Annotated in this window: 17 protein-coding genes and 1 pseudogene; 5 read left to right on the plus strand and 13 right to left on the minus strand. The window is 70.8% G+C overall.

The features are described from left to right. Positions 1 to 10 precede the first annotated feature (10 nt). Together WMF26_RS48120 and WMF26_RS48125 are read right to left on the minus strand one after the other, a co-directional pair. Positions 11 to 775 carry an SDR family NAD(P)-dependent oxidoreductase gene (locus WMF26_RS48120; RefSeq protein ID WP_437998185.1) on the minus strand — a complete coding sequence of 255 codons (765 nt, stop codon included), beginning with the start codon at positions 773 to 775 and terminating at the stop codon, positions 11 to 13. Positions 776 to 882: 107 nt separating this feature from the next. After that, a complete protein-coding gene (locus WMF26_RS48125) occupies positions 883 to 1551 on the minus strand; it encodes a TetR/AcrR family transcriptional regulator (RefSeq protein WP_061629046.1) in 669 nt (222 codons plus the stop codon). A 189-nt stretch (positions 1552 to 1740) separates the two neighbouring features. Between WMF26_RS48125 and WMF26_RS48130 the strand changes: the two genes are divergently transcribed. The 3 genes from WMF26_RS48130 (at position 1741) to WMF26_RS48140 (ending at position 6570) form a co-directional block, all read left to right on the plus strand. Beyond that, on the plus strand, positions 1741 to 2934 hold the full coding sequence (locus WMF26_RS48130) for a serine hydrolase domain-containing protein (protein WP_437998186.1): 1194 nt from the start codon (positions 1741 to 1743) through the stop codon (positions 2932 to 2934). A gap of 1378 nt (positions 2935 to 4312) precedes the next feature. Next, a complete protein-coding gene (locus WMF26_RS48135) occupies positions 4313 to 5506 on the plus strand; it encodes a cytochrome P450 (protein WP_437998187.1) in 1194 nt (397 codons plus the stop codon). A 74-nt stretch (positions 5507 to 5580) separates the two neighbouring features. Further along, positions 5581 to 6570: a terpene synthase family protein gene (locus tag WMF26_RS48140; protein WP_437998188.1), complete on the plus strand. Its 990-nt coding sequence runs from the start codon at positions 5581 to 5583 to the stop codon at positions 6568 to 6570. 45 nt (positions 6571 to 6615) lie between these two features. Here WMF26_RS48140 and WMF26_RS48145 read toward each other — a convergent pair whose 3' ends face one another. From WMF26_RS48145 to ggt, 3 genes are all read right to left on the minus strand, one after another. Next, complete coding sequence (locus tag WMF26_RS48145) at positions 6616 to 11577, minus strand: AAA family ATPase (protein WP_437998189.1); 4962 nt, start codon at positions 11575 to 11577, stop codon at positions 6616 to 6618. Positions 11578 to 12301: 724 nt separating this feature from the next. Beyond that, entirely contained in the window at positions 12302 to 12802 is a 501-nt protein-coding gene (locus WMF26_RS48150; protein ID WP_061623206.1) for an SRPBCC family protein, read from the minus strand. A 6-nt stretch (positions 12803 to 12808) separates the two neighbouring features. Continuing rightward, on the minus strand, positions 12809 to 14644 hold the full coding sequence (gene ggt / locus WMF26_RS48155; RefSeq protein ID WP_437998190.1) for a gamma-glutamyltransferase: 1836 nt from the start codon (positions 14642 to 14644) through the stop codon (positions 12809 to 12811). Between the two features lie 462 nt (positions 14645 to 15106). Between ggt and WMF26_RS48160 the strand changes: the two genes are divergently transcribed. Then, positions 15107 to 17746, plus strand: a complete 2640-nt coding sequence (locus WMF26_RS48160; RefSeq protein ID WP_437998191.1) for a protein kinase domain-containing protein — start codon at positions 15107 to 15109, stop codon at positions 17744 to 17746. Between the two features lie 229 nt (positions 17747 to 17975). On the opposite strand, the gene WMF26_RS48165 is transcribed toward WMF26_RS48160, so the two are convergent. The 5 genes and pseudogenes from WMF26_RS48165 to WMF26_RS48185 form a co-directional block, all read right to left on the minus strand. Beyond that, the gene (locus WMF26_RS48165; protein WP_437998192.1) at positions 17976 to 19184 is read right to left on the minus strand and encodes a hypothetical protein; all 1209 of its coding nucleotides are present in this window, start codon (positions 19182 to 19184) and stop codon (positions 17976 to 17978) included. 41 nt (positions 19185 to 19225) lie between these two features. Continuing rightward, complete coding sequence (locus tag WMF26_RS48170; protein ID WP_437998193.1) at positions 19226 to 20005, minus strand: helix-hairpin-helix domain-containing protein; 780 nt, start codon at positions 20003 to 20005, stop codon at positions 19226 to 19228. Between the two features lie 183 nt (positions 20006 to 20188). After that, positions 20189 to 20707 carry a hypothetical protein gene (locus WMF26_RS48175; RefSeq protein ID WP_437998194.1) on the minus strand — a complete coding sequence of 173 codons (519 nt, stop codon included), beginning with the start codon at positions 20705 to 20707 and terminating at the stop codon, positions 20189 to 20191. Positions 20708 to 21044: 337 nt separating this feature from the next. Continuing rightward, positions 21045 to 21560, minus strand: coding sequence for an RNA polymerase sigma factor (locus WMF26_RS48180; RefSeq protein ID WP_437998195.1), 516 nt, complete (start codon positions 21558 to 21560; stop codon positions 21045 to 21047). Positions 21561 to 21749: 189 nt separating this feature from the next. Beyond that, positions 21750 to 22280 (minus strand): annotated as a pseudogene (locus WMF26_RS48185) (RNA polymerase sigma factor); the annotation flags it as partial. 442 nt (positions 22281 to 22722) lie between these two features. Between WMF26_RS48185 and WMF26_RS48190 the strand changes: the two are divergent. After that, on the plus strand, positions 22723 to 23442 hold the full coding sequence (locus tag WMF26_RS48190) for a hypothetical protein (RefSeq protein WP_437998196.1): 720 nt from the start codon (positions 22723 to 22725) through the stop codon (positions 23440 to 23442). Positions 23443 to 23560: 118 nt separating this feature from the next. Here WMF26_RS48190 and WMF26_RS48195 read toward each other — a convergent pair whose 3' ends face one another. From WMF26_RS48195 to WMF26_RS48205, 3 genes are all read right to left on the minus strand, one after another. Beyond that, entirely contained in the window at positions 23561 to 23830 is a 270-nt protein-coding gene (locus WMF26_RS48195) for a hypothetical protein (protein WP_437998197.1), read from the minus strand. A 216-nt stretch (positions 23831 to 24046) separates the two neighbouring features. Then, entirely contained in the window at positions 24047 to 24496 is a 450-nt protein-coding gene (locus WMF26_RS48200) for a hypothetical protein (protein ID WP_437998198.1), read from the minus strand. Positions 24497 to 25044: 548 nt separating this feature from the next. Continuing rightward, positions 25045 to 25413, minus strand: a complete 369-nt coding sequence (locus tag WMF26_RS48205) for an Imm1 family immunity protein (protein WP_437998199.1) — start codon at positions 25411 to 25413, stop codon at positions 25045 to 25047. Positions 25414 to 25420: the final 7 nt, after the last annotated feature.

Below are 25420 nucleotides of genomic sequence, written 5' to 3' on the forward strand. Positions count from 1 at the left end.
GCCGAGATCCTTACGCGGCCAGGAAGCCGCCGTCGACCGGGAGCGCGGCGCCGGTCACGTAGCCCGCGCCCTCCGAGCAAAGCCACAGCGCGGCGCCCGCGATCTCGTCCTCGGTCGCCATGCGCCCCAGCGGGTGCTGCGCCACGAGCGCCCGCACCAGCTCGGGCGCGAACGCCTCGGCCTGCTCCATCGCGGGCGTGCGGGTGACGCCGGCGCAGAGCGCGTTCACGCGGATCCCCCGGGGCGCGACCTCGAGCGCCACCGACCGCGTCATCCCGACGACCGCGTGCTTGGACGCGACGTACGCGTGGTGCGCCGCCTTCCCGGCGACGCCGTAGATCGAGCTCATGTTGACGATGGCGCCCCCGCCCGACCCGAGCATGGCCGGGATCTCGTGCCGCATGGCCAGCCAGACCCCGCGGGCGTTCACCGCCATGACGTCGTCCCACACCGCCTGGTCGGCGTCCTCGAGGCGCGCCATGTCGCCGCCCACGCCCGCGCAGTTCGCCGCGACGTCGAGCCGGCCGAAGCGCTGCACCGTCTGCTCCACGGCGCGCCGCACCGAGGCCTCGTCCCGCACGTCGGTCGGGACGAACAGCGCCGGCGCGCCCTCCCGCTCGATCGCCGCGCAGGCCCGCCGCCCGGCGTCCTCGCCGCGCGCGGCCACCGCGACCCGCGCCCCGCCGCGCGCGAACGCCCGCGCCGTCGCGAGGCCGATGCCGGAGGTGCCCCCGGTGACGAGGGCGACCCGCCCGGAGAAGTCGTACGTGATCATGACAGCTCCCTTCCTTGTGAAACCGCGCCGAGGCCGCGTGGGACTACGCGGCCTCCGCGCCGAGGCCGCGTGGAACTACGCGGCGTCCGCGCCGAGGCCGCGTGGAACTACGCGGCGTCCGCGCCGAGGCCGCTCCGGATGAACCGCACCGCCTGCTGCGCGAGGCGGCGGCGGCGCTTCGGGCCGAGCTGCTTGCGCAGCGCGTCCGAGGCCAGCACCTCGTGGAGCTCGGCCCCGAGCTCCTGGAGCACGACCTCGGTCAGCCCGGGGCCGACGACGGCGGAGACGAGGCGCGTCGCGACCTCGAGGCTCGTGTCGGTCGCGCGGAGGGCGCCGCTCGCGACGCCCTGCTCGAGCAGGGCCCGGAGCTCGGCGACGCCGGCCTCGCAGATGGCCCGGTGCAGGCCGCGGACCTCGGCGTCCGCCGTCGGGTCCGCGGCCGCGGCCGACAGGCGGGCGAGGCGCGGGTGCTCGACGAGGAACGCCATGCCGCGCTCGATCTGGGCCTCGAGCCGCGCCCAGAGGTCGCCCTCCAGGGCCGCGGCGCCCACGAACTCGCGCTTGCGCCGCGGCGCCTCCTCGGTGAGCAGCCACCGGTACAGATCGAGCTTGTCCTCGAAGTACTGATAGAAGCTGCCCTTCGGGATGCGGGCGCGGCGCGCGATCTGCGACAGCGACGCCTCGGCGTAGGTCCGATCCGCGAACTCGGCGATCGCCTCGCGCACGAGGCGGTCCCGCCGCTCCTCGGGCAGCCCAAAGAACGTGCTCTTCGGCATGCGACCGATCAGTCATATGACCGATCGGTCGCATGGTCAAGGAGGCGCGCCGGGCTGTGGGCGGGATCGCGGACGCGGCGCGGTCGCCCGCCGCGCCGCCAGATGGGCGATGGCGGGCGAGTTGGGCGATGATGGAGGCGTGAGGGCGGCACCCGCCCCGCGCACCCCCTTTCTACCAAGGACCGATCCGTGACCAGCACCCAGCCGATGATCCAAGGAAGCGTGGCCCCTGGCTTCGAGCGCGTTCGCGACGCGTTCGTCGAGAACCTCACGCGACAGGGCGAAGCCGGCGCGTCGTTCTGCGCCTACGTGGACGGCGTCGAGGTCGCCCACCTCTGGGGAGGCGAGGCCCGCCCCGGCGTCCCGTGGACCGCGGACACCCTCGCGTGCGGGGCCGCCGTGGGCATCGGCGTCGCCGCCCTCGTGGCGCAGCGGCTCGCGGACCAGGGCAAGCTCGACGTCGACGCGCCGGTCGCCGCGTACTGGCCGGAGTTCGCGGCGGAAGGCAAGGGCGCGATCACGGTGCGCATGGTCCTCGGCCACAGCGCCGGGCTGCCCTGGTTCCCCGACCCCGAGCTGCGCGTGCGCCTGGACCGTCCCGAGACGCTGCTCGACAGCGAGGCGATCCTCCGGCTCATCGAGGCGGCGCCGCCGGTCTGGGAGCCGGGGACGCAGTGTGGTTACCACACGGCCACCTACGGCTGGCTCGTCGGCGAGATCGTCCGCCGCGTCACGGGCAAGAGCCTGGGGACCTACCTGCGCGACGAGATCACGGGACCGCTCGGGGCCGAGTACTGGATCGGGCTGCCCGAGGCCGAGCACCACCGGGTCGCGTGGATGAGCCCCGATCCGATCACGGATACCGACCAGTTCTACAAGTTCCTCAACGCCGACACGCCGCCCGGCAAGGCGATGTTCATGAGCCCCCACCGGCGCTTCGGGGACATGATCCGGGATGGGATGAACCACCCGACGTTCTGGCGGGCGGAGCTCGCGTCCCGCAACGGGGTGGGGACCGCCCGCGGCGTCGCCCGGCTGTACGCCATGCTCGCCTCGGGGGGAGAGCTCGACGGCGTCCGGGTGGTCTCGGCCGACTCCACGGCTCGCCATATCGAGGTGCAGTACGACGGCAACGACTTCATCTGGGGCAACCCGCTCCGGGTCGGCCTCGGCTACATGCGGCCCTCGGCGAGCGTGGGCATGGGCCCGCACGACGAGGCGTTCGGCCACCCCGGGTTCGGCGGCGCGATCGGCTTCGCGGATCCCGTCTCCCGGGTCGGCTTCGCCTTCCTCCCGAACCGCATGGTCCTCGCGCTCACGACCGACGCGCGGGCCGAGACGCTCGCGTCGGCGCTCTACGCGTGCCTGAAGACCTCCGCCTGAGGGCCGGTGGTGCCGCATTGCCGGCGTGCGCGTTACCATGGAGTGACGGAGATCCATGATCTCCTGTTCCCGCCCTCCTCCCGCTTCCCGCGATCCTGTTGAAATCTCACCGCCGCCGGTGGGCTCTCGTCCTTCGGCGGCGGCGCGCGACGTCGCGGCACGTCGACGGCCCGCCGCCCCGGCCGACGCGGCGGCGCGCGACGGCTGCGGCGGGTGCGGCCAGCCGCGCGTGGGATCGATCGCGCCGCGTCATGGCCGCCGCGACCACCTCCGGGAACGGTGATCGCGCTCCGGGACGGAGCGAGGCGTTCATCTTGCATAGCGGGCGAGCTCGACGTCGTGCAGTGCTGTCTCGCTGCAATCCGCGTCACATCGAAAGTGAATTACTTCGCCGCCAGCATCTCTGGAAGGGGCCACGGGCGTTCGATCCAACGCACGCCTCGGGCTCTGTCGTCGATGAGGCGCGCTCCATGGAGCGCGCGCCGAGGCGGTGTGCCCGGGCCGCGCGTCATGCATTCAGAGATGAAACGCGCGGTGAGCGAGGCTTTCATTGCTGCACAGTCGCTCCCGAGAGCTCATGCGGATCATCCGGTCGCCGCTGGCCAGGGGTCGCAATGCTTGTCCACCGGATGGCCACTGCAGTGTCGTCCAGGTGCAGTAGGTCTCGCCGGCGCCGCCTCCATGAGGACAAGCGCGCGTCGGGCGCGCAGAAATGTATTTTTATTTACGCTGCCTTGCTGTCGCCGTCGGCCACCGCGCCTGCAGACTCGGTATGCCCGACGCTTCGAACGCGTGACTGAACCCACGCCCGAACGCGCGAACGCACGAGCCATCGCGCGAACGTCGTCGTGAGGAATTCTCCTACAAAGAATACAGTTGCGCATTTGTCCGCATCGTATATACCACGCTGTCATCAGATGGAGGAGCACCGACGACTCATCGGACGTCCGCAGCAATGAAGAGAGCTTAACGGTTCTCTCGTTGGCTCTGGTCTCATGATGCACCGGGAGATGCCCTCGCTGCAGTCCAGGCGATCGTGAGTCGCGCGCTCGCATCATCGCGAGCGCGACGACGACCGAGGAACGCGGCCACGCCGCGCGGGAGCCGAGCCCATGGCTCGCGCCGCGCGGCGGCCGCGAAGCGCCTTGCAGGCGAGCGATGCGCCCAGGTGGCCACGCACCAGAGTATTGCGGGGTTGCATCCCGAGTCGTCCGACGGGTGCTCTCTCCAGCGCTAGGCAAGCTGTTCTCGGAGCAGCGCCGATCAACGCCATAGCGCCGCCCAGAACAACATCTGAGGCACCACCCCACTGCACGTTGGTGGACGTGCGCCGTCATGGCGTTGCGGCCGTGTCCTCCCCACGTCACAGGAGAGCCCAATGACTCGACTGAACTTGTTTGCCCCCGATGTGCGAGAGAACCCATACCCCTTCTATGCGGCGCTGCGGCGAGGGTCGCCGGTGTGCCAGGTCGAGCCGAACGGGATGTGGGTCGTCACGCGGTACGACGACGTCGTCGCGGCGCTGAAGGATACGCAGGTGTTCTCGTCGGCGGGGCTGCGCGTCGCCTCCGAGCCGCCTCACCTGCAGCGCCACAACCCCCTGTCCGACTCGCTGATCCTCGCAGACCCGCCGCGGCACAGCCAGCTGCGCAACCTCATCGGCCGCGCGTTCACCGCCGCCACGGTCGGCTCGCTGGAAGCCGACATGCGCTCGACGGCGGCGCGGCTCGCCGACGAGATGTCGCAGCGCCGCGTGGTCGACTTCGTGTCTGATTTCGCACATCCGGCGCAGGCGAACGTCCTCGTCCAGCTGCTCGGCCTGGACCCGGCGCGACAGGGGAGCTTCCAGCGCTGGACGACGGACATCCTCGGCGTCGCGGCGGTCGCGCCGGACGACGAGCGGCGGCTCTCCGAGGTGCGCAGGACCATCGACGAGATGGAGACGTGCATGAGAGAGCTGCTGGAGAGCCGCCGTCGCCAGCCCGGGAGCGATCTGGTGAGCGGCCTGCTCCGGTCGCGGGTGAACGACTGCGCGCTGACCGACGAGGACCTGATGGGCTTTCTCTTCCTGCTCTTCGTCGCAGGGCTGGAGACGGCCGTCACGCTGATGACCCACATGGCGTTGATCCTCGCCCGTCGCCCGGTCTGGATGGATCGCTTGCGGGCGGAGCCCGGGCTCAGCGCGCACTTCATCGAGGAAGTGCTGCGGTTCGAGCCTCCCGTGCACGCGACGATGCGGCTCACCCTCGCCGAGGCGGAGCTCTCGGGCGTCCGGGTGCCCGCCCACGCCGTGGTGGCGCTGCTCGTCGGCTCGGCGCTGCGCGACGAGGCGAAGTTCCAGGACCCCGACCTCTTCGATCCGGCGCGCCGCGCGCCGGCGAGCCTGGCGTTCGGCCACGGCGCTCATGCCTGCATCGGGGCCATGCTGGCAAGGGCGCAAGCCCGGGTCGTGCTCGAGGAGCTCCTGCGCCGCTACCGGCGCGTCGAGCTCCGCGCCGAGCGCCTCGACTGGAACGTCTCCCTCAACACCCGCTGTCCGCTCGCGCTCCCCGTCGAGGTCATCCCCGCCTGACGACATCGCCGCCCGCGCGCGGCTCACCACCCATGAAAGCAGAAGAAGATTCGCGGTTTGCGTTGGAGTGTAGGATGTCGTCCGGTCGAACAAGCGTCGTGGTCAGCAAGAACGAAGCGGACCACTTCGAGTATCCGTTCTCTGCGTCGTGTCACCCCATGGTCGACGCCGCCGAGCGCCGCACGCTGCAGTGGGTGCGCCGGCTGCGGCTGGCGCCCGACGAGCGGGCGCTCTGGCGCATCAAGGCGGCGAGCGTCGCTCACCTGGCGGGGTGGGTGTTCCCCTCCGCGAACGTGCAGGTTTTGCAGGTCGCGTCCGATTTCACGGCCGTGCTGTTCCTGCTGGACGACGCTTACGACGAGGGCTCGCTCAGCGCGGACCCTCAAGGCGTCGCGAGGCTGAACGAGAAATACCTGGGCGAGCTCTTCGGCTATGTGCAGCCGGACATGGACGACCCGCTGACGCGCGGGTTGCTCGATATCCGCGACAGGATCAGGGAAGGTAACCCCCACTTCTTCCTGAACCGATGGCTCTCGCATTTCCAGTACTACTACGAGGCCAACCTGTGGGAGGCGAACAACCGCAGGCGCGGGAGGGTTCCACGCCTCGAGGAGTACGTCATGATGAGGCGCTACAGCGGGGCGGTCTACCCCTACTGTGATCTGATGGAGCTGCTGCTCGATCAGCCGCTGCCCCTGGAGGTCGTCCAGCACCCGCTGCTCCGGAGCGTCCGCGAGATCTGCAACGATATCCTGTGCTGGACGAACGACTACTTCTCGCTCGAGAAGGAGCTGCGGTCGGGCGAGGTGCACAACCTGATCGTCGTGCTGCGAGACAGCGACGGCGTCACGCTGGAGGAGGCCACCGCGCGCCTCAGGCGCATGCACGACCAGCGGGTCTCGGACTACCAGGACGTGAAGGACAGGGTGCTCTCGCTGTGGCCGACGGACGGGATCCGCCAGTACCTGGACGCGACCGACGCGATGATCGCGGGCCATCAGCGCTGGGCGATCGCCGCGCTCCGCTACGCCGAGGTGCCCGGGGTCGCCGCGCACGCCGGCTGAGCGCTCGCTGTATGCGTGCAGCTACGCGTGCAGTTATGCGTGCAGTTACGCGTGCAACCTCGCGGCCGTGCGCCTCATGGCGTACGCGATGCCCGCCTTGAGGTTGGCCCGCGTCTCTATCGAGCCGAGATCCACGCCCAGCGCGACGAGGCTCTGCGCCACGGCGGGACGGAGCCCCGTCAGGATGGCCCGGCTCCCGAGCAGGCCCACGGCGTGGGCCAGGCTCATCAGCCTGCTCGCCACGCTCGTGTCCACGCTCTTGACGCCGGTGACGTCGACGATCACGACCTTCGCAGCGCTGGCCGCGACGCCCTGCATCGCGGTCTCGATCATCTGCGCAGCCCGCTTGTCGTCGATGGTCCCGATGATGGGCATCACCATGATGTCGTCGGTGATCGGGATGAACGGGGTCGACAGCTCGAGCAGCCGATCTCGCTGGCTCCGGATGATCTCCTCCTGCATCTGGACGCGCTCCTCCTGCAGGCGGACGCGCTCGGCGAGCTCCACCTGCAGCCTGTCGTTGACGGCGCGGAGCTGCTCGTTGGACCTCCGGAGCTCCTCGGTGCGCGCGGAGACCTCCCGCTCGAGCCCCTCGTACATCTTCGCGTTCTCGATGGAGATCGCGATCTGCGACGAGAGGATGCCCAGGAGCTCGAGGCGATCCTTCGTGAAGACGCCGGTCGAGAGGTTGTTCTCGAGGTAGAGCACGCCGATCAGCCGACCTTGACGCATGACGGGAGAGCAGAGCAGCGACTTCGGGCGCTTCTCCTGGATGTAAGGATCGGTCGAGAACCGGGTCTCCTCGGCCGCGTTGTCCAGGAGGACGCTCGTCTGCGTGCGCTGCACGTAGCTGATGAGCGAGCGCGGGGCTCTGCCGAACGAGTCGACGGGGACGCTCCTCAGCACGTGCGCTTGCTTCGGCTGGGTGGTCCCCTCCACCTCGACGAAGAGGCCCTCGCCGCGCGCGAGGGCCAGCGCGCCGGACTGCGCGCCGACGTTCTCGAGCACGATCGTCATGAGGCTCTCCAGCAGCTTCTCCAGGACGATCTCGCTGGCGACGGCCTGCGACGCCCTGACGACGCTGAGCAGGTCCAGGGTCGCGCCGTCGTGGCTGGTCACCGCCACCGAGGAGGGCGGCTCGGGCGTCCCCTCGAGCATGAGGTGCGGAAACGTGGACACGAGGCTATGGCACTTCGCGTTCGCCCCCCAGAGCGCGTACCCTCGGTAAGCCAGCGTCATGTAGTGGTGAGCGATCTCGTGCCGACCGATGGACCGGTAGAACGCCGACGCCAGCTCGCACGAGAGCGCCTCGTGCTGGATGTATCCATGCTTCCGGGCGCCCTCGATCGCGCGGTCGTACAGGGCCATGGCCTCCACCACCTCCTGCTTCACGCGCGCGAGCTCTGCGCTCACGAGGTCGTGCCTGTGGCGGTTGTTCGCCGGGGCGGCGCTCGCCCAGGCCTCGAGCCGCCGCTGGTTCTCCTCGACCCTGGCGAGCGCGGCGCCCTGCTCGCCCTCCGCCGCGCGGCCCAGCGCGGCGAGGATCGAGAGCGAGTAGTAGAAGTTGTGCTCGACGACGATCGCCATGCCGCCGACCGCGTCCTGGTACTCCTCGGCGGCGCGGAGGCAGTCGTACGCCTGCGCCGCGTGGCCGAAGGTGTACAGCTGCATCGCCTTCGCCACGTGAAACGAGAAGATCGAGGTCCTGCTCTGCCCGAGGCGCGGCATCATCGTGGTCTCGTCGAAGCTCTCCCCGACGAGCCGCAGCTTCTCCGCGGACGGATCCTGCAGGCCCTTCACGAGCTGTCGCCAGATGCTGGCGTAATAAAGCGAGTACTGGTTGTTCAGCTTCAGGGAGAGATCGACGGAGTGCTTCAGCCGCCGCTCGGCCTCGGCGAGCTCGTCGCCCACGAGGAACGAGTGCAGCGAGTGGTGAATCGAGCCGTGCAGCGCGTACTCGATGTCGCCCGTGTCCAGGCCGACCTGCACGGCGTGCTGCAGCGGATCGAGCGTCTCCCGGAGGTGCCGTTTCCAGTGGTAGATGAGCACGTGCACGGTGGCGTGGATCTTGGATTCCAGATCGACCGCGCCGAACCGACGGGTGAGATCGATGGCCAGACCGCCGAGGGCGAAGGCCCGGTCGGTCTCGTTCATGAAGCACTGGACGACGCCGTAGATCAGATAAGCGAACGCGGCGAGCGGCGAGTTGCCGTGCCGTATGCAGATGTCCACCATCGTGAACGCGAACTGCGGGACCAGGGCCGGCTGCGCGAGGTACACGGCGGGGGTCGCCGTGCACATGATGCGGATCGCCGCCCGCATGCGCTCGTTCGTCATCGAGGGGAGCTTCGCCAGGCTGGCCGTGTCGACGTCCGGCGGCGGCGCGCTGCGCAGCGGGACCTCGAGCAGGGCGAGCACGCTCAGCGCCAGCTCGATGGCCTCGTTCATCCGGTTCTGCGATAGACAGAACTGGATGCGCAGCTCGTAGATCCGGATCTTCTCCAGCACGTCCCTGGCGTGGTCCACGGCGACCTTCGCGCACGCCTCCGCGCGCTCGAAGTCGATCGCCAGGTACTCCAGCTCGACCAGATCCGTGTAGACGGCGAGCGCCAGATCGTGGTTCGCCTCCCACGCGTCCTCCGGCAGGAAGTCCGCCGCCGCGCGGAGGCACTGCACCCCGGGGCCGTACGCGGTGGAGCGCCTCGCCTTCTGGCCGGCCCTCAGGTTGAGCAGCGCCGCCTCGTACCGCTCCCGCCGGTCCACGATCAGCTCTGCCCCCATGTTGAGGTGCATCACGATGTCGTAGATCCGCTCCTCGATCGACTCGATCGGGGTCTCGCTGATGAGGAGCCGCCCGAGCTCCAGGTGCGTCCTCTCCTGCTCGATCTCCGTGAGCAGCTTGTAGGCCGCCTGCTGCACGCGGTCGTGCAGGAACTTGAACGTGACCGGGCCCTCCTCGTCGTCGTCGAGGAAGCGCGCGATCTTGTAGTCGCCGTCGACGGGCACGACGAGCCCAGCGTCCAGCGCGTCCCAGAGATCCTCGTCGGTGGCGCGCACGTCCTTGTGGTGGAGGAGGGCGAGGATCCTCAGATCGAACTGGTTGCCGATGCACGCGGCGAGCTTCAGGACCCGCTGCGTCGACGCGCGGAGCCCCTGGATCCGCCGGACCATGAGATCGACGACGTTGGCCGCGGCGTCCATCCGCTCGATGTCGGCGATGTTCCACGTCCAGGCGCCCGTCTCCGAGCTGAAGCGCAGGTGACCGTCGCGACAGACGCTCTCGAGGCACTGGATGGTGAAGAACGGGTTGCCGTGCGTCTTCGCGAAGATGATGTCCGAGAGCGGACGGCACTCCTCGGGAGGCGCGTCGAGCGTGTCGGACACGAGCTGATTCACGTGCTCGGGCGCGAGCGGCTTCAGCGTGATCGTGCGCACGCGCGCCCCGCTGCGCGGCAGCGCGCTCAGCGTCACCCGGAGCGGGTGCGCCTCGTCCACGTCGTTGTCCCGGTACGACCCGAGCAGGAGCAGGTGGCGGATGTCGGCGTCCTCCAGGAGGACGCTGATGAGGTTGAGCGAGCCCGTGTCGGCCCACTGGAGATCGTCGAGGAACAGCACGAGCGCCCGCGTCTTCAGCGCGATCGCGCCGATGAAGCTCCGGAACGTCAGGTTGAACCGGTTCCGCGTCTCCATCGCGCCGAGGGCCGGGACGGGCGGCTGCTCGCCGAGGATGAGCTCGATCTCCGGGATCACCTCGGCGATGACGCGGCCGTTCGGGGCCACCGCCGCGAGGATCCGCGCCTTCCAGTCGGCGAGCTCCTCCTTGCTCTCGGTGAGGATCTGCCGGACGATCTCCCGCAGCGCGGCGATGACGGCGGCGTACGGGACGTTGCGCGTGAACTGGTCGAACTTGCCGGCGGCGAAATAACCCCCCTGCTTCGCGATCGGCTTGTGGATCTCGCTCACCACCGCCGACTTGCCGACGCCGGAGTAGCCGGCGACGAGGACGAGCTCCGACGGGCCCCCCGCGCCGCTGATGCTCCTGAACGCCGAGAGGAGCGCGCCCACCTCCTCCTGCCGGCCGTACAGCCGCTGCGATATCTGGAGCCTCGTGGGCTTGTCCTTCCTCCCAGGCACGAAGTCCAGCGCTGGCGCGCCGTGCTCCAGCACGTCGAGGCAGGCCTTGAGATCCGCCTTGAGGCCGAAGATGCTCTGATACCGCTCCTCCGCCGTCTTCGACAGGAGCTTCATGATGACCCTGGAGAGCGCCTCCGGGATCTCCGGCCGGAGGAGGTGCGGCGCGACGGGCGTCTGCGCGATGTGATGGTGCACGAGCTCCAGCGGATCCGTCGTCTCGAAGGGGAGCCGCCGCGTCGTGAGCTCGTAGAGCGTGACGCCGAGCGAGTAATAGTCCGAGCGGAAGTCGATCGAGCGGTTCATCCGGCCCGTCTGCTCGGGCGAGATGTACTGGAGCGTGCCCTCGCCGGCCGACCAGGGGTCGTACACCGCCGCGCGCTCCCCCGGCAGGAGCGAGGCGATGGAGAAGTCCGTGAGCTTCGACGTGCTCACGTCGCTGTCGACGATGATGTTGCTGGGCTTGATGTCCTTGTGGATGATGTTCCGCTCGTGGATGGCGCCGAGCGTGTCCGCGAGCTGCAGCGCTATCCGGACCGACTGCACGAGCCCGATGCCCCGGCCATTGCCCCTCTCGCCGACGCCCTCGTCGATGATCGCGCGAAGAGAGCGGCCCGCGAAGTACTCCATGATGAGCGCGGCGTAATCGAGGCGGACCTCGAGGTCGTAGACCTTGACGACGCCATCGAGGTCGAGGTTCCGCGTGATCTCGTACTGGCGCTTCAGGATCGCGACGTTGCGGGTGCCATTGACGCCCTTGCGCGCCACCTTGATGACGCACATCTTGCCCGTGCTCTTCTTCCGGCCGAGGTAGACGCTGCTGCGAGCTCCGTCGTGCAGCGTGTCGAGCAGCTCGTGATTCAGTAGTTCCACCATGACTGCTACCCCCTGGAATGATAAGGCTATCGATCCGGCGCGGCGTTCGGTCTGTGTCGAGGAGGCCCCGGAAAGACGGCAGTCCTCAGGGGCGCGGAGATCGGCTGCGTCGCTGGAAGCGCGCGCGAACCGTGCGAACCGTGCGAACCGTAGGAAGAACGGACGTCTTCGGCGGGGCGCATCACCGTAAGCAATCGAAACGAGCGGCTTGTGTCAAGGTCGAACCGCCGCTTCTCCACCGCACGGATCGTGCGCTCTCACGCGGGGCTCCGCGGTCGAGACGCCGCGCGTCACGGCTTCGGCGCGCGAGCCCGTTGGAGCGCCGGAGCGAATGCGACGCCGGCCTCTCGTCGCCGTGCGAGCGCTCACGGCCCCCGCGGCGCAGGCGCGCTCGACGGCGCGTACGTCACGTGATGACGGCTTCGCCCCGCGAGAGTCACGATGCTTTGGCCCCGCGCGCAGGAAACGCCATGGAACACCAGGATGGACGGAACCCCTTAGGGGAGCTCCTGATATTCGCGGCGAGTCCGCATGTCGACAGGTCATTGCGTTGGAGCGCAATCGGCTCGTTCGCAATCGGGCGAGGCGCGGCGTGATCCACGCGCGGTCACGGCGGCGACGTCGCGGGCGCGGGCCAGGGGCAGGGAAGGGGGCTGAGCTCGTGGTGGGAAAGGTGGGTGTCGCGTGAGCTCATGTGGGGAGCGCAGGACGACCGAGGGCCCGGTCAGGCGTTGCACCCGCCGGGCCCGCGTGGCTCCGGCAGCGCGATCTCGCCGCGGGAGAGCGCCTCGAAGCGCGCCAGGATGACCTGCCAGCCCTCGTCGTGGCGGGCGCGCATCGGCGCCGCGCGCTCGCCGGCCCGGTCCCAGCCGCGGTGCACGACCTCGACCCGCGTCTGCGCCGCCACGAGCTCGACGAACTGCACCTCGACCTCCTGCGCCGCGGCGGGCGCGCGGCCCGGGTGCCACGTGAACGCGAGCCGCCACGGCGCGTCCCAGGCGACGACCGTCCCCCAGAGCGCCTCGGTGCCGTCCCGCGCCCGCTCGAAGACGCGGCCGCCGACCGACGGCTCGATGTGGCACGACGCCGCCGCGCCGCGCCCCACCGAGTGCGTGGCGAGCGGCCACCAGTCGGCGATCCGCCGGACGAACAGGTCGAAGGCGTCCGCCTGCGAGAGCGGCACGATCAGCGAGCGCCGGATCGGCGGGACGACGTCGGCCGACATCGCCGGCTACTTCCCCGCCGCCGCCTCGGAGCCCGGCCGCCGCGGCTCCCGCGCGCCCGCGAACGCCGCGCCCTCGCGGCCGATCGCGGGCGCGTCGGCGATGTGCCCGCGCTCGTCGAAGGCGTGGCCCATCGCGCCGAGCGCGCTCCGCAGCTCGTCGGGGAAGCCGCCCTTCTCGATGAACAGCTTGTCGGGGTAGTCCTGCTGGTGGAAGCGCGGCGCGTTGACCGCGGTGGTCACGTCGAAGCCGAAATCGACCACGTTCGAGAGGATCTGGAAGACCGCCGTGAGGATCGTGGGGCCGCCGGCGGCGCCGAGCACGAGCTCCACGCGCCCGTCCTTCCCCGTCACGATCGTCGGCGACATCGACGAGAGCATGCGCTTGCCGGGCGCGACGGCGTTGGCCTCCCCCTGCACGAGGCCGAACTGGTTCGCGGTGCCGGGCACGGTGGCGAAGTCGTCCATCTCGTTGTTCAGCACGAAGCCCGCGCCGGTCACCGTCACCCCCGAGCCGTACCAGCCGTTCAGCGTCGTGGTCAGCGCGACGGCGTTGCCCTGCGCGTCGACCACCGAGAAGTGCGTCGTGTGCGGGCCGCGGCCGCCCGAGTCCTTGACGCCCGCGCCGCGGGTCAGCTCGTCGGTCGGGGTCGCGCGGTCCGGCGCGATCGTGGCGCGCTGCTTCTCGGCCCACGCGACCGAGAGCAGCTCCTCCACCGGGTTCTTCACGAAGTCGGGATCCCCGAGGATCTCGTTGCGCGCGAGGAAGACGCGGCGCATCGCCTCGGCGACCACGTGCACGTGCGACGGCGAGTGCCAGCCGAGCTTGGCGACGTCGAGCCCCTCGAGCTGGTGCGCGATCATCGCCAGGGCGAGGCCGCCCGAGGAGGGGAGCGGCATGGAGGCGACGCGGCGCCCGCGGTACTCGAACACGATCGGGTCGCGCCACTTCGCCTTGTAGCCCTTGAGGTCCGCGGCCGACATGATGCCCTTGCCGCGCCGCATCTCGGCGACGACGAGCTCGGCGGTCTTGCCCTCGTAGAAGCCCGCGGGCCCCTTCTCGGCGATGCGCTCGAGCGTCGCCGCGAGCTCGGGCGACTTCCAGGTCGCGCCGACCTGGATGGGCGCGCCGCCCGGCAGGAACAGCGCGGCCGAGGCCGGGAAGCGCGCGAGCTTGCTCGAGGCCGACTTGACCGTGGTCGCGAAGTTCTCGTCGACCGGGAAGCCCTCCTTCGCGAGCCGGATGGCCGGCGCGATGAGCTCGGCCCAGGTCTTCTTCTTGGAGCCGAGCTTGTCGTACGCCTCCCAGAGCCCGGCGACGCTGCCGGGCACGCCGGCCGCGAGGTGGCCGACGCGGGAACTCTCGGTGGGCTTGCCGTCCTTGCCCTTGTACATGTCGTGGGTCGCCCTGGCCGGCGCGGTCTCGCGGAAGTCGAGCGCGTGCTCCTTGTCGCCGACGCGCGCGACGAGGAACCCGCCGCCGCCGAGGTTGCCCGCCGTCGGGTGCACCACGGCGAGCGCGAACGCCGTCGCGACCGCCGCGTCGACGGCGTTGCCGCCCGAGGAGAGGACGTCGGCGCCCACCTTCGTGGCGAGCGCGGCGTCGCTGGAGACCATCGAGGGCCCCCGCACCGGCGGCGCGCCCTCGGGGTAAGGCCACCCGGCGGGGAACCGCGACACCGGCGCGGGCGGGGGGGCCGGCGCGGCCGGCGCGGGCGCCGAGGCGGCGACGCTGGGCGGCGGGGGCGGGGGCGGCGCGGGCGGCGGCGGCGGGACGGCGGCCTCGCAGCCGGCGAGGGCGAGGAGGACGACGGCGAGCAGCCGGTGAGAGGCGCGGAGCTTCATCGCGGCGGCTTATAACCCAGGCCCAGCGCCGCTCGAAGGCCGGAGGCGCAGCCGCGCGAGCGCGACCGCGCGCCGCCCGCGCGGGCGCCGGTTCTCCACACGCCGCGCGCCGCCCGCGCGCGGACGCGGGTTCTCCACACCTCGCGTGCGGGCGCGGCGCGGGTGGATCGCGCGGCGTCTCCATCCGCGCCGCGCGCGGCGCCCGGGGTGCGCGCGTCCCGCGGGTCTCCGCGCCGCGCCGGCGCGCGCGGCGGAGCGTGCGCCGTAATCCGTCACAGCTGTTCGGGTTTCTGCTGATCAGCTGTACCGCTCTCCCGCGAGCGGGAGAGCGACGCGCCGTACAGGGCGCGTGGAGCAGGGCGTCTTACCGAGGCGCCCGGAGACGCCTCCAGGCGCCGCGAATCGATCCGTGTTGGTCGTTGGCTTGGGGGCTTCGCCGCGCTTGGGTATGATCGGCCTCGGATGTTTCCGACGGAGCCCGCTCCCGAGACGATTGGGGCCTACAAGATCCTCCGGCGCCTGGCCGGTTCTGGGCCCACCAGCGTCTATCTCGGGCGGCTGGACGGCCCGCTCGGGTTTCGCCGCGTCTGCGTGCTGAAGCTCGTCCCGAATACGGCCGAGGGCGATCCGCGCTTCGCCGACGAGCTCGCCCGCGAGGCGTCGATCTGCGCGTCGATGAACCACCCGGCCATCGTGCGGATGTTCGACTTCTTCGAGCACGCCGGCCGGCTCGTGCTCGTGCTCGAGCACGTCGAGGGCGTGAACCTCAATCGGCTGCTCCAGCACCTCGCGGCGCGGCAGCAGAAGCTCGCCGACGCGGCGGTCTACTACCTGGTCCACTGCATCGCCGGCGCGCTCGCGCACGCGCACGGGCTGACCGACGAGCACGGCAGCCCCGCGCCGGTGATTCACCGGAACCTCCACCCGGAGAACATCGTGATCGGGTGGGACGGGCAGGTGCGCCTGACCGGCTTCGGCATCGGCAAGATCCTCGGGCGCACGCCGGACACCATCGCGGGCGTGGTGAAGGGGGCGCCGGGCTACATGGCGCCCGAGCAGGTGCGCGCCGAGCGGGTCACGGTCAAGGCCGATATCTACGGCGTGGGGCTCCTGCTCTGGTCGCTGCTCTCGGGGCGGCGGCCGCCCGCCGACGGCACCAAGCCGGCTGGGATCGCGTCGATCCGCCCCGAGATCCCGCGCCCGGTCGTGGCGCTGCTCGACACGGCCCTGGCGCTGTCGCCGGACGATCGGAAGACCACGACCCAGGAGATCGAGCAGACGCTCGCGAAGGTCGCCCGCCCGGAGAAGGGGAAGGCGGAGCTCGTGACGCGCGTGCAGTCGGCGCACGCGACGATCGAGATCGAGGACGCGGATCCCGAGGAGGACCGGCGGCCGACGATCCCGGTCAAGGGCAAGGGCGGGCAGACGGCGCGGCCCGCGGCGGACGCGGCGAAGCGGCTCGCGAAGGATCTCTTCGCGAAGGATCAGGCCGCGAGGGAGGGCGGGGCCGCGCGGCTCCGGCCCGGCGGCGCGCGGGCGGGGACGACGCCGCCCGCGCCGGCGCCGTCCGAGGCGCTGGCGGCGGCCGCGCGCCCGGACGGCAAGCTGCCGGCGCGCGCGCCTGGGCCCGAGCCGATCACGATCCCGGTGCCGGCGGCGCCGGCAACTCAAGCGCCGCCGACGCCGGTCGCGGCGGCGCTGCCGGCCGCGGTCGGGGTGAAGGGCGCCGACGGGCGGAAGCCGGCGCTGCCGGATCGCGAGACGTTCGGCCGGCTGTACGAGGCGTCGAAGCGCGCGGCGGAGCGCGACGCGGCGGCGGCCGAGGAGGTGCTGGCGGGGGGCGGGCCGGCGACGCTGCCCGAGCTGGAGCCGGTGTTCGAGGAGGACGACGCGACGATCCCGGGCACCGGTGCGCCGTCGGTCCGCTTCGGGACGTCGATCTCGGCGATCCCGGAGGCGATCCGCTTCGGTCCGCCGCCGGCGCTCCCGGCGGATCTCACGCCGGCGTTCTTCGCGCCGCCGCCGCCGAAGCCGCCGTCCAACTCGCCGGTGACGCCGTCGGGCGTGACGGTGCCCATGGGCACGATGGGCCTGACGCCGCCCGGGGTGACGGTGCCCGTGGACCGCACGGCGGGCGGGACGCCGCCCGGGGGGGTGCCGTACCCGAGCGCGGCGGGCCTGCGCGGCCCTTCGGCGGAGTCGTCGCCGCCGCCGGGCGGGCCGCGGCGCCAGCGTTCGCCCACGCTGGGCTGGCAGGCGCCGCGCTCGCTGTCGCCGGTCGGGACGATCGCGGTCTCGGCGATCACGGCGACGGTGGTGGCGGCGATGTGGATCTACGTCGCGCGCCGGGAGCGGCCCGTGCCGGACGCCGCGGCGCCGGTCGAGCAGGCGGCGACGGCCGCCGAGCCCGTCGTCGCGGCCACGGCGGCGCCGGCGCCGCCGCCGAGCGCTGCGACCTCGGCGAAGCGGGCGCCGGGCGCGAAGGCGCCTTCCGCGAAGGAGCTGGCGGCGCAAGAGGCCGCGGCGGCGAAGGAGGCGGCGAGGGAGGCCGCGGCGGCGAAGCAGGCGGCGGCGAAGGAGGCCGCGGCGGCGAAGGAGGCTGCGGCGAAGGAGGCGGCCGCGAAGGAGAAGGAGGCGAAGGAGGCTGCGGCGAAGGAGGCTGCGGCGAAGGAGGCTGCGGCGAAGGAGGCCGCGGCGAAGGAGGCTGCGGCGAAGGAGGCCGCGGCGAAGGAGGCTGCGGCGAAGGAGGCCGCGGCGAAGGAGGCCGCGGCGAAGGAGGCTGCGGCGAAGGAGGCCGCGGCGAAGGAGGCCGCCGGCCAAGGGCGGGGGGTCAACCCCGCCACCCTGCCCAAGGGGCAGGGCGTGCTCACGGTGGGGTTCCCCGATCCGGGGGGCGTCTACGTGACCGGCAAGTACGCGGGGGACGTCAACGAGCCGCTGGTCATCCGCTGCGGTCGTTTCTTCGTGCGCGTCGGGAAGCCCGGCAAGACGAAGTTCCCCGAGTGGCTCAGCGCGGGCGTGACGGCGCAGGTGCCGTGTCAGGGGGCCACGGCCATCGATATCAAGCCGACCGCCCCGCCGAAGCCGCGAAAGAAGCGGTAGCGCGGCGCCCGGGAGTGGCGCTGGGACGAGGAGGGGCCGAACCGTCAAGGCACCAAGGCGTCGGGTGCATCCGCTGGTTGGGTCGTCTACTCCAGCGCCTTGGTCGTTGAACGGCGGCGGAGCCCGTCGGTCGCAGCGGCGAGCGGGAATTTAACGCAAAGGCGCAAAGGCGCGAAGGCGCAAAAAGGCAAGAGAGAGGTAGGACGTCATTCAGAGTCCTGATGGTGTGTCAGCGCCCGAGCCGATCGAGCCTGTCCTCGGCCGCCTCGAGGCGGCTCGCGCCCTCGGCCGCCTTCTGCTGCGCCTCCGCCGCTCGTCGCTCCGCTTCGTCGGCGCGCTTCCTCGCGGCCCGCGCGGCCTCCTCGGCCTTCTCCGCGGCGCGGCTCATCCTGGCCGCCTCTTTCGTGAGGCGATCTGCCTCCTTGGCGGCCCGCGACGCCTCGCGGCTCGCCTGATCCCGTTCTCTCTCTGCCGCCGCGAGCTGCGCCTTCTGCTGGCGCTGCTCTGCCGCGAGGCGCACCTTCCGCTCTCGCCGCTCGGCGGCGAGCTTCGCCTTTTGCTCTCGCTCGTCGGCCGCGCTCCGCGCCTTTTTCTCGCGCTCCTCGGCGGCGAGCTTCGCCTTTTGCTCGCGCGCTTTCGCGGCGCGCTGCTCCTCGCGCTCTCGCGCCTTCGCGGCGCGCTGCTCCTCGCGGGCGCGCTCTTCTGCGGCGCGCTCGCGCGCTTTCGCGGCGCGCTGCTTCTCGCGCTCCTCTCCCGCCCTCTTCTGCCGCTCCGGCGGCTCCTTCTCCGCGCGCCCCCGGCGTCGCGCCGGCGCCTCTGCCTTCGCCCCCTTGCTCCCGCGGCCCGCCCCGGCTTCGGCGGGCCTCTCGGAGGGCCGCCCCCGCAGCAGCCCGAGCATGTCCGAGAGATCCCCCGGCTCGAGCTCTCCCGACAGCCGCCCTCGCGCGAGCAGCTCCAGATCCGACGGGCTCGCGGTGGGGGTCGCCAGCAGCGAATCCCGCAAGCGGTCCATCGGATTGCCCTTCTCCCGATAGCCCCCCTCCGCGAAGAGCGCCGGCGCCGCCCGCAGGAGCTCGTTCACGATCGCGCGGTGCTCCTGGCTCGCGTCCTTCAGCCCCTGCGCGCCGCCCGGCCCGAGCGCCCCCCGCTGGGCCTCGCGCAGCCGCTCGCCCGCGTCGAGCAGGGCCTCCATCCGCTGCGGATAGCGGCGCGCGAGCTGGTTCAAGGTCCAGGCCGCCGCGGTCGGCCGCCGCAGCGCCTTCACGCGATCCGACGCGCCCTTGTCCCCGGCTTGCCGCAGCCGCTTCGCGAGCTCGTCCCGGGCGCGCGTAAAGTCGGCGAGCGGCTTCTTGTAAAGGGCGTCGACCTCCTCCTCCTCGTCGACCACGCCACCCGGAGGAGGAGCACCGCCGCGCGTTCCCTTGGTTCGAGAGGCCATTCCCGCGCAAGCTCAGCCGAGCTCCCGCGAGCTTACTCCGCTCAGGCGGCCTCGGCCAGCGTCGACGGCACCTCCGGGAGCTCCCAGCCGCGCGTCCGGATCTCCTCGTTGATCCAGCGGATGTGGCGCCGCTCGTCCTGCCAGTTCGCCTCCACCATCCGCCGGACCTCGTCCAGCAGATCGCTCGCCAGCGCCGAGGCATAGGCGTCGTTCGTGAGCTCCTCGTTGCCGCGCATGGCGACGAGCGCCGTCCGCTCCTCGCGCGCCGACAGCTCGGTGTAACGGCGAATGCACTGGCCGCGCTCATCGGGCTGGTCCGGCGGCGAGGCGCCGAGCGCGTCCAGGAGCTCGCGCTCGTGCCGCTCGTGATCCGCCCGGAACCCCTCGAGCTGCTTCTTGATCTCCGGCGTCTTGCACACGCCGATCGCCACGCGGTACGCCTCGGCAGCCGCCCTGTCGAGCAGGATGAGCCCCATGATCTGCTCCAGGGCCGTCGCATCGCCGATCTCGCCGCCGCCCGACGAGCGCCGCTTCGTCGCCGAGCCCGGCTCCGCCTCGGCCGCCCCTCCGGCGCCGGCGCCCTTCCCCGAAGCCTCGGTCGCGCCGCCCAGCGAGCCGCTGCGCTGGAGCCTGCCGAGCATCACGCCGTCGATGCCGGGCACCTGGTGCAGATCCTCCCAGCTGCGGAAGGGGCCGCGCTCGCTCCGGTGCTCGATGATGAGGCGAGCCCGCTCGCCGTCGACACCCTCGATCGCGGTGAGCTCTTCTTCCGTTGCCGTGTTCAGATCGATGCGCGGTTCGCGCGATGCCTTCTTGGTCATGGTCGAGCCTCCCCGGGCCGATTTGTAGGGCCGACGGAAGCCCGCCGAAAGCTGGCATGGCTGTCGATCCGGCGCGGAGCTCGAGCGGCCGGCGCGCTGTGGCGCGCTGTGGGAGGAGATTGGTCTGCGCTGCGGGGTTGCGTCAGCGCTAGAGCGGAGCGTCACCCGCGAGGGCGACGGCGGTCACGCGCCGGGCGGCGGCTCGGGCGACTGGACCGGCTGCGGCGGCGACTCGTCCCCGCCGCGCGCGCGGCGCGTCGCGAAGATCTTCGCGAGCGGGGCGGTCACGGTGCGGAGCGCGGGGTTCACCTCCGACGCGGCCTTGGCGACGCCGTAGGCGACGAGCGAGGGGCTCCACGCCTCCGCCGACCAGGCGAGGCGGCTGTCGGCGAGCCGTTGCCAGAGCTCCTCGACGCGCTCGAAGAGCGGCCTGATCACGTCGAGGTTGTTCAGGTCCTCGAGGACCGCGTCGGAAGAGAAGCCGGCCGCGGCGGCCACCGCCGTATGCTCGGTCATCGCGCGGCACAGCGATCGCGTCGCCTGCTCGAAGCCCTCTCGCGCCCGCGGCATGGCGGCGCGCTCACTTTCGTTCAGCACGACGAGATAAGGAGCGAGGAGCGCGAAGGCTTCGTCGATCTTCTTGCGGGCCTTGGCGGTGGCGAGCTCGAGCTCTGCCGTGTCGATGCGGGTCGGAGTGGGCACGGGGATAAACCTCCTGATGCGATGGATGTGGAGCGGTGAAAAAACAACCAATGTGGCGGAACGCCGCCGTATCGATGTCCCGAGGAGCGCATCGCCGGAGCGCCTGTCAAGGGGAGCACATCGACGAATCGACGTGGATCATCGAAAAACCGATGTAGATCATCGAAAAATCGAGGTGCGGCAGCAGAAAACCGACGTGAGGGATCGAGAGGGCGATGGGGGACAGCAAAAAACCGACGTGCGCCATCGGAGGACCGATGCGCGCCATCGGCGGCGCGAGGTGGGGGTCGGGAGAGCGAGGCGCACCTCGCCGCATCGCCCGGCGATCGGGGACTGGCTATCCCGGCGCGCCCTCGCGCGCGCGCTGCGCGAGCTCGACCAACGCGGCGAGCGCGCGGGCGTGATGCTTGTAGGCCGTCGAGAGAGGGAGCCCGCGCCGCCTGGCGATCTCCGCCATGGGGATCTCCTCCACGTGGCGATCGAGGAGCAGCGCTCGATGCTCGGGCGCGAGCGCGTCGATCCACGAGCGCACCAGCCGGCGCTGCCGTTCGCGCCCGAGCAGCTCCTCGGCGCAGGGCCGCTCGTCCGCGACCGCGAGGTCCGGCGCTTCTTCGAGGAGCACCTCGCGCCGGTGACGCTGGCGCTCATGGTAATGGGCGGCGACGTGGACGGCGATGCGGTTCATCCAGCGCGCCGGCGCGGCGCGCCCCGGGTCGTACCGCGAGAGGCTCGTGAAGGCCGAGAGGAGGATCTCCTGCGCGAGATCCGGCCGATCGTCGCGCGGGACCCCGAGCCGCCTCAGCCAGCCGAGCACGGTGCGAACGCTCTCCTCCCGGAACAGGCGTCCCGGCATCTGCACCTCCGCGGCCGGCTTCGCCGCCGCCGGGAGAGGCTCGCGGGCGAGGGGCGCCGTGTCCGCCCCGTTCGTTCGTGACGCTGCATTCACGGAGGAGGAATCCGGGCGCTGCCTGCGATGCGTGGCGAAATCGACCGGCCCCAACGATCTTCCGGGCGCGTGGCGCCGAGGGGTCGGGTCGACTCGTCAGAGGTTCACGGCGGCTGTAGCGCGGCGTCGATCGAGGGCAGGAACAAGCTGTCCGGGAATGCGGCACGGAAGCGCTCGGCCCGAGCGGCGGCCTCGTCGCGGCGTCCCCCACGCGGTGTTCTGGGAGATGTGGAACGCCTGCGCGATATCGCGCATCGACACGCCATCGAGATCGTGCAGGATGAAGATGGGACGCCGGCGTTTCTCGATGTGCCGAATGAGCCGGCGGACCAGCCGTCCCGTCTCCGCCTGCGCGTGCAGCTGCTCCACGTCGAGCCCGGGATCCGCGATGTCCACGGCCTGGCCGTCCTCGGAGAGCAGCTCTCGAACGTTCCTGGCGAGCTGCCGATGTCGCAGCGCGATCCGCGAGGCGATCGCCGAGAGCCACGCATTCAGGGAGCCGCCGGGCTGGTAGTCTGGAAGGCGCCGGTGGACGACCAGGAAGACCTCGTGGGCGACGTCCTCGAGGTCGCGCGACTCGACCCCCAGCCGCCAGAGCAGCCGGAGCACGGTAGCGTGCGAGGAGCGATAGACCTCCTCGAACTACGGCCGCACGGGCTCGGCCTCCGGAGCAGGAGGGGGCGGCGCAGGAACGGCCCCGGGGGGCGCTGGGACGACGGCGGGCGGGGGCGTGGAGCGGGAGCGCGGGTCGCTCATCACTACAAATTCCGGCGACGGGGCGCGCTTCGTGGCGAAATCGTACGCCGGGGGGAAGAAAAGTGGCGCGGGGGTCGGAAGCGCGCTCGGCGGCGCGCCTCGCTGCCTCGTTCAGGGAGCATCGCACCCCATCGCGGATGCGTGGTGTTGACCCCATCGCCGATGCGTGGCGTCGACCGAGCGCGAGCCGCGGGCGCACCGCCTCTTCCCGGCGCGTTCGGGGCGTGGTCCTCTCGCCGCCGGAGCGGCGGCCGCGCTGGGCCGGTGTGCAGGCTCCGTGGCCGGTGAGGGCTCGATGTTGCGAGGTGCTTCGATGGAACGGCGTGCTGTGCGAGCGAACGTGCTGATGGGGAGCCTGGCGGCGGCGCTGATCGCCGCCGGCGTGGGGGCCGGCGGCTGCACCCAGCGCCTCATCGTGATCTGCGACGACCCGAACACGCCCGAGCAAGAGCTGTGCAGCACCGTCATCGACAGGTACCGGGCGGAGCGCTGCGAGGAGGCCGGCCCCGGCGCGGAGGGCTGCGAGGATGCGGGCGCGCCCGGCGAGCCCGACCCGCAGGAACAGCCTGGCACGCCGGAGGATCCGGAGGGTGAGGAGGGCGGCGCCGACGCGAGCACCTGCTCCGGACAGTGCGTGCCCGGCAGGCCGCTCGGGTGGTTCGAGCCGCTGCTGCTCTGGTTCGGGTCGCCGGGCGATGCGCCGCCGGAGTGCCCGCCCCAGGCGCCGGTCTTCGGCTACGAGGGCCACGGGGATCTCGTGGTCGAGCCGCACCGGTGCGCGGCGTGCACCGGCGGGGCGTGCAGCATCCTCGCCTCGGCCTACAGCGACAGCCGGTGCTCGCAGGTCGTGGTCAGCGCGCGGGTGTCGTCCGAGGCGACCTTCTGCGGCGCGGTCCCGCGCGGGGTGGCGCTCGGGAGCAAGTCGGCCAGCGTCGTCGACGTCGCGCCGGGGACGTGCGCGCCGGGCGGCGGGGAGCCGACGGGAGGCGTCGCCCCGCGCGAGGCGATGACGTTCTGCTGCCTCCCGGAGTAGCCGCGAGCCGCGGTGCGGAGGAGCGGGGTCGTCGGCGGATGATTTGCGGATGCCGGGGGGCGGTCCGTTGGTCGCCTCGGTCCCGGCTATGGGCGGACTTGGCGCATCTGCGAGCTGCTCATTCGTCCTCCTTCATTCGCGGCTCGAGGGGCGGATCGAGCGCATCGCCATGGAACTCGCGCAACAGGATCGCGGCGTGCCGAGCTCCGGTCTCGACCGCATCGAGAGGATCTTCCCCGTATGTGGTAAATGGACGTCCATCCACGTCCACCGTGACAGCCCAAGGCCGCTTTTTTTCCGGAGGGTTTCGCGTCGGCTCGTGGATGCGAACCACGATGTCGCGCGGCTCGCCGTCTTCCGGGGTCAGCTTGAACGTCAGTTCGATCATCACTTGCACCTCTTGTCGCAGTCCTTGAGACATCTCGAATATTCTTGCATGCACCCGTCCTTGCACTTCTTGTCACCCTTTGGGCAGTTGTCGAGGCACCGCTCCCAGAGTTGATAGCATTTTCCTTGCATGCCTCTTTGCAGTCGGACGAGCTTGAGCCTGTCGCCTACCGGCACGAGTCGCACGACTGCGCTCCGGAGCCTAAAGCGTCGATTGCTACCGAAGCTCGCATTCTACGGCTCGTATTATTTCACATGGATCGTCAAAGGCTTCGATGGTTTCGTAGATCGCCTCGTGGAGTAGCGCAGGATCTTCGGAAAGGGCAAAGGCCAGGGCGGATGTTGCGGAGGTCTTCGACAGCAGCCGAAGGGCTTCCAGCTTTTTGGATTCGTCCTGTTCTTCGTCCCCTTCCTCCCAAAGGCGGAGATACTCTTGATCGAAATGTGCAGCAATGTCCTCGATTCGCCGCCAAAGGCCGGGCGGTTCGGCAGCTCTCCCACGAAGCACATCTAGGGCAAGGACGATGTCTTGGCTCTGAAGCTCCGCAGAATGAACCGCCATTTCGCACGCGACGAGCACTGCTTTCTCGCGCTTTGCCGGTGACGCGCGGCGAAAGCTCTCGGCCAATGTGGGAGATGCTGAATCCAGTCGAGATACGGGTTTCATCGCGTCACCTTCAGGGGCGTTACGAGCTATGCTCCTGCATCTTGGATGAGCGCTGCGCAAGGAGGGCAAATTGGACGAGTTGCGCCAACTTCAAGGAGCCGTAGGTTGTTCTGCCTCGCGAAGTTCACGATATCCGCCTCGGCGTGCCCGAGGCCCCGGACGAGGATTTCGCCCGGAGCAAGGATCACGCCTGGTCGGAGCCGGCCACGAGGTTCGCTGGTTCCGATGAGAACGCGCTGCGTGCCATTGGCGTCCTGCGCCAACCCGACGCTCGTTGTGGATTGGTCCCTTTTGCGCTGACGCAATTGTACCCTGAAGCTCTGCGACTCTTGCGGCCGTTCCCCCGATTGCAGCGCTGGCCGCCGCCTCCTCCCCGAGCGTTCCCTGTCCTCTTCCCACGCCGAAGACCGTAGCGGCTGCGAGGAGCACCGTCTTCGTCCCCGCCTGGCTGGCTCCGTGGTCAAGACGAGCACGCGGTTGCTCCAAGAGTCGCTCGTGAGCACCAAGCATAGAGCACGGTACGGCGCAAGCATGGGCGCCGCGGGCATCTACCAATCCGGCTCCCATTGCACTGCAGGTGGACGTTCCCCTGTCGCGAGAAACTGCTCGGCAGCCACGATGGCATCGTCTTCAGGCACCGCCATTTCCGTCATGAACTCATCTACCTGGTCGCGGCACCGGAACAGCAGATACCCCTTGCGCTCCCGATTCCCCAGACTGTGGAAAGAGGTCCCATCAGGCTGGGCGAAGGTAAGGACTGATTCGTCTTGGCCAACGCCCAATACTAGGACGTTTCCGTTCGCGGCCTGAAGAAAAACCATCGTAGGCTGCCCTGATCTTCGCACGGTCTCGATCATGGCGTAAAGGTCCTCTCGTGATTCGACTGTCGTTTCGCTTGTGCCCCAGCTCGCTTTCATCTTGTGG

This window comes from Sorangium sp. So ce185 (genome assembly GCF_051526825.1).
In the GTDB taxonomy this organism is placed as follows: Bacteria; Myxococcota_A; Polyangia; order Polyangiales; family Polyangiaceae; genus Sorangium; species Sorangium cellulosum_D.